Here is a 5968-nt window from a genome sequence, read left to right on the forward strand (position 1 = left end):
GACGGCGGTATCGCTGACGGCGGCAGCCCGCTGACCTCGGCTCCAGCCAACGGCACTATCACCGTGACTCCGGTCAACGATGCACCGGTCGCCGAACCGACCACAGCAACGGGTTCCGAAGATCCGGTTCAAGGCATCGAAGTCAAACTGAGCGCGACCGACGTAGATGGCGTGACAGACGTGAAATCGTTCACCGTCGGCACGCCAACCAACGGCACGTTCTACACCGACGCGGCCATGACCAAGCCAGTGACTGGCTCGATTGACGCGGTCAACGGTGAAGCCACCGTTTACTTCAAGCCAAACGCGAACTTCAACGGCACCGCGAACTTCACCTACACCGCTACCGACGGCGGTATCGCTGACGGCGGCAGCCCGCTGACCTCGGCTCCAGCCAACGGCACTATCACCGTGACTCCGGTCAACGATGCACCGGTCGCCGAACCGACCACAGCAACGGGTTCCGAAGATCCGGTTCAAGGCATCGAAGTCAAACTGAGCGCGACCGACGTAGATGGCGTGACAGACGTGAAATCGTTCACCGTCGGCACGCCAACCAACGGCACGTTCTACACCGACGCGGCCATGACCAAGCCAGTGACTGGCTCGATTGACGCGGTCAACGGTGAAGCCACCGTTTACTTCAAGCCAAACGCGAACTTCAACGGCACCGCCAACTTCACCTACACCGCCACAGACGGCGGTATCGCTGACGGCGGCAGCCCGCTGACCTCGGCTCCAGCCAACGGCACTATCACCGTGACTCCGGTCAACGATGCACCGGTCGCCGAACCGACCACAGCAACGGGTTCCGAAGATCCGGTTCAAGGCATCGAAGTCAAACTGAGCGCGACCGACGTAGACGGCGTGGCAGACGTGAAATCCTTCACCGTCGGCACCCCAACCAACGGCACCTTCTACACCGACGCGGCCATGACCAAGCCGGTAACCGGCTCGATCGACGCGGTCAACGGCGAAGCCACCGTTTACTTCAAGCCAAACGAAAACTTCAACGGCACCGCGAACTTCACCTACACCGCCACCGACGGCGGCATTGCTGGCGGCGGCAGCCCGCTGACCTCGGCTCCAGCCAACGGCACCATCACCGTGACTGCGGTGAACGACGCTCCGGTACTGGGCAACGCCTCGACCAACGCATTCGGCGACACCTATATTGAAGGCAAGCCTGGCGGCTACGTGGCGGCGAACCTGACCGTCAGCGACGTCGACAACGGCACCCTGCAAAGCGCCAAAGTCACACTCGTCAACCACCTGGCAGACGATGTGCTGATCGCAGATGTCAGCAACACCAAAATTGCAGTCAGCTACGACAAGGCCACGGGCATCTTGACCTTGTCCGGTGAGGCCACCACGGCTGAGTACCAGGAAGTCCTGCGTTCGGTACACTTCGCCAGCGAAAGCGAGAACCCGGACCCGGCCAATCGCACCCTGACCATCACCGTCAACGACGGCCAGCTGGATTCGGCGCCTGTCACCTCCGTGGTGTACGTGGTTCCGGTGAACGATCCGCCTGAGGTCAAGTTCGACAGCACCACATTCACTGAGCAAAAAGACGCAGTCGCGCTGGTCGAAAACCTGACCATCAAAGACGTCGACAACACCACCTTCAGCAAAGTCGTGGTCACCGTCGACCACCTGGCTGCAGGTGATTTGCTCAGCAATACCGATGTGCTCAAGGCCCTGGCCGTTGCCGGGATCACCATCACCCAGAGCGGCAGCGCCGCCGACGGGAAAATCGTCTACACCCTCACCAGCGACTCGAAGGCCGGCAGCAGCGCCGCCGACTTCGTCAAACTGGTTGAAGCCATCACCTTCCAGAGCCCGGGCAATAACCCTGTCGGTACCGATCGTACCGTCACCATCGAGGTGACTGACAACGGTGGCGGCAACCTGGATCGCGAACCGCCGGAAACCGGCAGCGCCACTGGCAAGGTCACTATCGACCTGTTCAACGACGCCCCGACTGCATCGGCCGACAACACCACCGCCGATGAAGACCATACCGCCAAGATCGTGCTGGACGGCAAGGATGTGGACGGTACCGTCTCCAGCTTTGTCATCACCACCTTGCCGGAAAATGGCAAGCTGTACAGCGATGCCACGCTGCAAACCGAACTCAAAGTCGGCGACTCGGTGCCAGCGGGTGCCGACGGCAAAGCCGCGGTTTACTTCGCCCCGACCGGCGACTGGAGCGGCAAAACCGAGGTGACGTTCACTGCGGTCGACAACGGCGGTAAATCGAGCGCCGTAACGACGGCCGACATCACGATCGCGCCGGTTACCGACACTCCGCACCTGGGCCTGCTCGGCGGCGGCCCTGTGACCTCGATCAACTTCGACAGCGCCAACCTCAATGGTTCGTGGGGCATCGTCGGGGTAAATGACGCCAACAACGCGCCTGTCAGTGGCACCCCGAGCACTCCGTGGCTCACGGGGAATGCCGGCGGCCAAGTCGAAATCGGCCAAAGCAGCAACTACGGCGTAGAGACCCCAGGCAACAGCCAGGTCATCGAGCTTGAGAAAAACGCCGGCGACGACTCCAGCCTGTACACCATCATCAAGGCAGAAGCCGGCACGGCGTACACCATCTCGGTCGACTACTCGCCGCGTGCGGGCGCCGAGAACAATTCGGTGATCGACGTATTCTGGGGCGGCGTCAAAGTCGGCACCCTGGATACCACCACCGTCGGCATGAAGACTTACACCTTCGTCGTGCCGGTCACCGCTGACGGCGATGCCAAACTCGAGTTCAAAGCCCCGGCCGGGGATGCAAACAACTCGTTGGGCGGTGTGCTGGACAACATCAACGTCACCCAGGTGCTGAACACCGGCCTGGAAGACCATGCGATCAAGCTGTCGACCATCGACGCATACGCCACCGACAAGGATGGCTCCGAGACGCTCAAGCTGGAAGTCGGTGGCGTACCGCTCAACGCGACCATCTCCGATGGCACGCCGGGCCACACCTTCACCGCGACGGCTGGCAATCAAAGCGTCGACATCAGCGACTGGAACAAGGCCACCCTGGTCTTCACCCCGGCGGAAAACGCCAACGGCCTGGTGAACCTCACCGTCACCGCCACCGCGCAGGACGGCACGGCTGATCCGAAGTCCGAGTCGATCACCCTGCCGATCAACGTGATTGCCGTTAACGATGCACCAGAAGCTATCGCGACTACCGCGACCGGTTCCGAAGATCCGGTTCAAGGTATCGAAGTCAAGCTTTCGGCTACTGATATCGATGGCGTGGAGAACGTGAAATCGTTCGCGGTTGGTACGTCGACCAGCGGTACGTTCTATACCGATGCGGCGATGACCAAACCGGTGACTGGCTCGATCGACGCCATCAACGGCGAAGCCACGGTTTACTTCAAGCCAAATGCGAACTTCAACGGCACGGCGAACTTCACCTATACCGCCACCGACAGTGGCAATGCTGACGGCAGCAACCCGCTGACCTCGGCACCGGCCAATGGCACCATCACTGTAACTGCGGTGAACGATGCGCCGGTTGCCGCACCGACCACTGCAACGGGTTCCGAAGATCCGGTCCAGGGTATCGAAGTTAAGCTTTCGGCCACTGATGTAGACGGTGTGGCGGACGTGAAATCGTTCACCGTCGGCACGCCAACCAATGGCACGTTCTACACCGATGCGGCGATGACCAAGCCAGTGACTGGCTCGATTGATGCCGTCAACGGCGAAGCCACGGTGTACTTCAAGCCGAACGCGAACTTCAACGGCACGGCGAACTTCACTTACACCGCGACCGACGGCGGTATCGCTGACGGCGGCAGCCCGCTGACCTCTGCGCCTGCCAACGGCACCATCACCGTAACTCCGGTCAACGACGCGCCTGTGGCTGCGGCCACTACCGCGACCGGTGCTGAAGATCCAAGCGTGGGTATCGCGGTCAAACTGAGCGCGACCGACGTAGATGGCGTGGCAGACGTGAAATCCTTCACCGTCGGCACGCCTACCAACGGCACCTTCTACACCGACGCGGCGATGACCAAGCCAGTGACTGGCTCGATCGACGCAGTCAACGGTGACGCGACTGTTTACTTCAAGCCAAACGAAAACTTCAACGGCACCGCCAACTTCACCTACACCGCCACAGACGGCGGTATCGCTGACGGCGGTAGCCCGCTGACCTCTGCGCCTGCCAACGGCACCATCACCGTGACCCCGGTCAATGATGCGCCAGTGGCTGTGACCACTACCGCGACCGGTGCTGAAGACCCAAGCGTAGGTATCGCGGTCAAGCTGAGCGCGACCGACGTAGACGGCGTGACAGACGTGAAATCGTTCACCGTCGGCACGCCAACCAACGGCACGTTCTACACTGACGCCGCTATGACCAAACCGGTGACCGGTTCCATTGACGCCGTCAACGGCGAAGCGACCGTTTACTTCAAGCCGAACGCGAACTTCAACGGCACCGCGAACTTCACTTACACCGCGACCGACGGCGGTATTGCCGACGGCGGCATCCCGCTGACCTCGGCTCCAGCCAACGGCACTATCACCGTGACCCCGGTCAATGACGCGCCAGTGGCTGTGACCACTACCGCGACCGGTGCTGAAGATCCAAGCGTGGGTATCGCGGTCAAACTGTCCGCCACCGACGTAGACGGTGTGGCGGACGTGAAATCGTTCACCGTCGGCACGCCAACCAATGGCACGTTCTACACCGATGCGGCGATGACCAAACCGGTGACCGGCTCGATTGATGCCGTCAACGGCGAAGCCACCGTTTACTTCAAGCCAAACGAAAACTTCAACGGCACGGCGAACTTCACTTACACCGCTACCGACGGCGGTATTGCTGACGGCGGCAGCCCGCTGACTTCGGCGCCTGCCAACGGCACCATCACCGTGACTGCGGTGAACGACGCGCCGGTCGCAGCACCGACCACCGCAACGGGTTCCGAAGATCCGGTTCAAGGCATCGAAGTCAAACTGAGCGCGACCGATGTAGACGGCGTGGCAGACGTGAAATCCTTCACCGTCGGCACGCCAACCAATGGCACGTTCTACACCGATGCGGCGATGACCAAGCCGGTGACTGGCTCGATTGACGCGGTCAACGGCGAAGCCACCGTTTACTTCAAACCAAACGCGAACTTCAACGGCACGGCGAACTTCACTTACACCGCGACCGACGGCGGTATTGCCGACGGCGGCAGCCCGCTGACCTCAGCACCTGCCAACGGCACCATCACCGTGACTCCGGTCAACGATGCACCGGTCGCCGCACCGACCACCGCAACGGGTTCTGAAGATCCGGTTCAAGGTATCGAAGTTAAGCTTTCGGCCACTGATGTAGACGGTGTGGCGGACGTGAAATCGTTCACCGTCGGCACGCCAACCAACGGTACGTTCTACACCGATGCGGCCATGACCAAGCCAGTGACTGGCTCGATTGATGCCGTCAACGGCGAAGCCACGGTGTACTTCAAGCCGAACGCGAATTTCAACGGCACGGCGAACTTCACCTACACCGCTACCGACGGTGGTATCGCTGACGGCGGCAGCCCGCTGACCTCAGCGCCTGCCAACGGCACTATCACCGTGACTGCGGTGAACGACGCGCCGGTCGCAGCACCGACCACCGCAACGGGTTCCGAAGATCCGGCCCAGGGTATCGAAGTTAAGCTTTCGGCCACTGACGTAGATGGCGTGGCAGACGTGAAATCCTTCACCGTCGGCACGCCAACCAACGGTACGTTCTACACCGACGCGGCCATGACCAAGCCAGTGACTGGCTCGATTGACGCCGTCAACGGTGAAGCCACCGTTTACTTCAAGCCAAATGAAAACTTCAACGGCACCGCGAACTTCACCTACACCGCTACCGACGGCGGTATCGCTGACGGCGGCAGCCCGCTGACCTCAGCTCCGGCTAACGGCACTATCACCGTGACCCCGGTCAATGACGCGCCAG

General features: G+C 61.3%; 1 protein-coding gene. It reads left to right on the forward strand.

Going from position 1 to position 5968, the window contains the following annotated elements:
- Window positions 1-5968, forward strand: a 5968-nt coding sequence (locus tag INT12_RS30205) for a beta strand repeat-containing protein (RefSeq protein ID WP_193059159.1), incomplete at both ends; no start/stop codon positions are given.

Source organism: Pseudomonas sp. K8 (assembly GCF_014889455.1).
GTDB classification, from domain to species: domain Bacteria; phylum Pseudomonadota; class Gammaproteobacteria; order Pseudomonadales; family Pseudomonadaceae; genus Aquipseudomonas; species Aquipseudomonas veronii.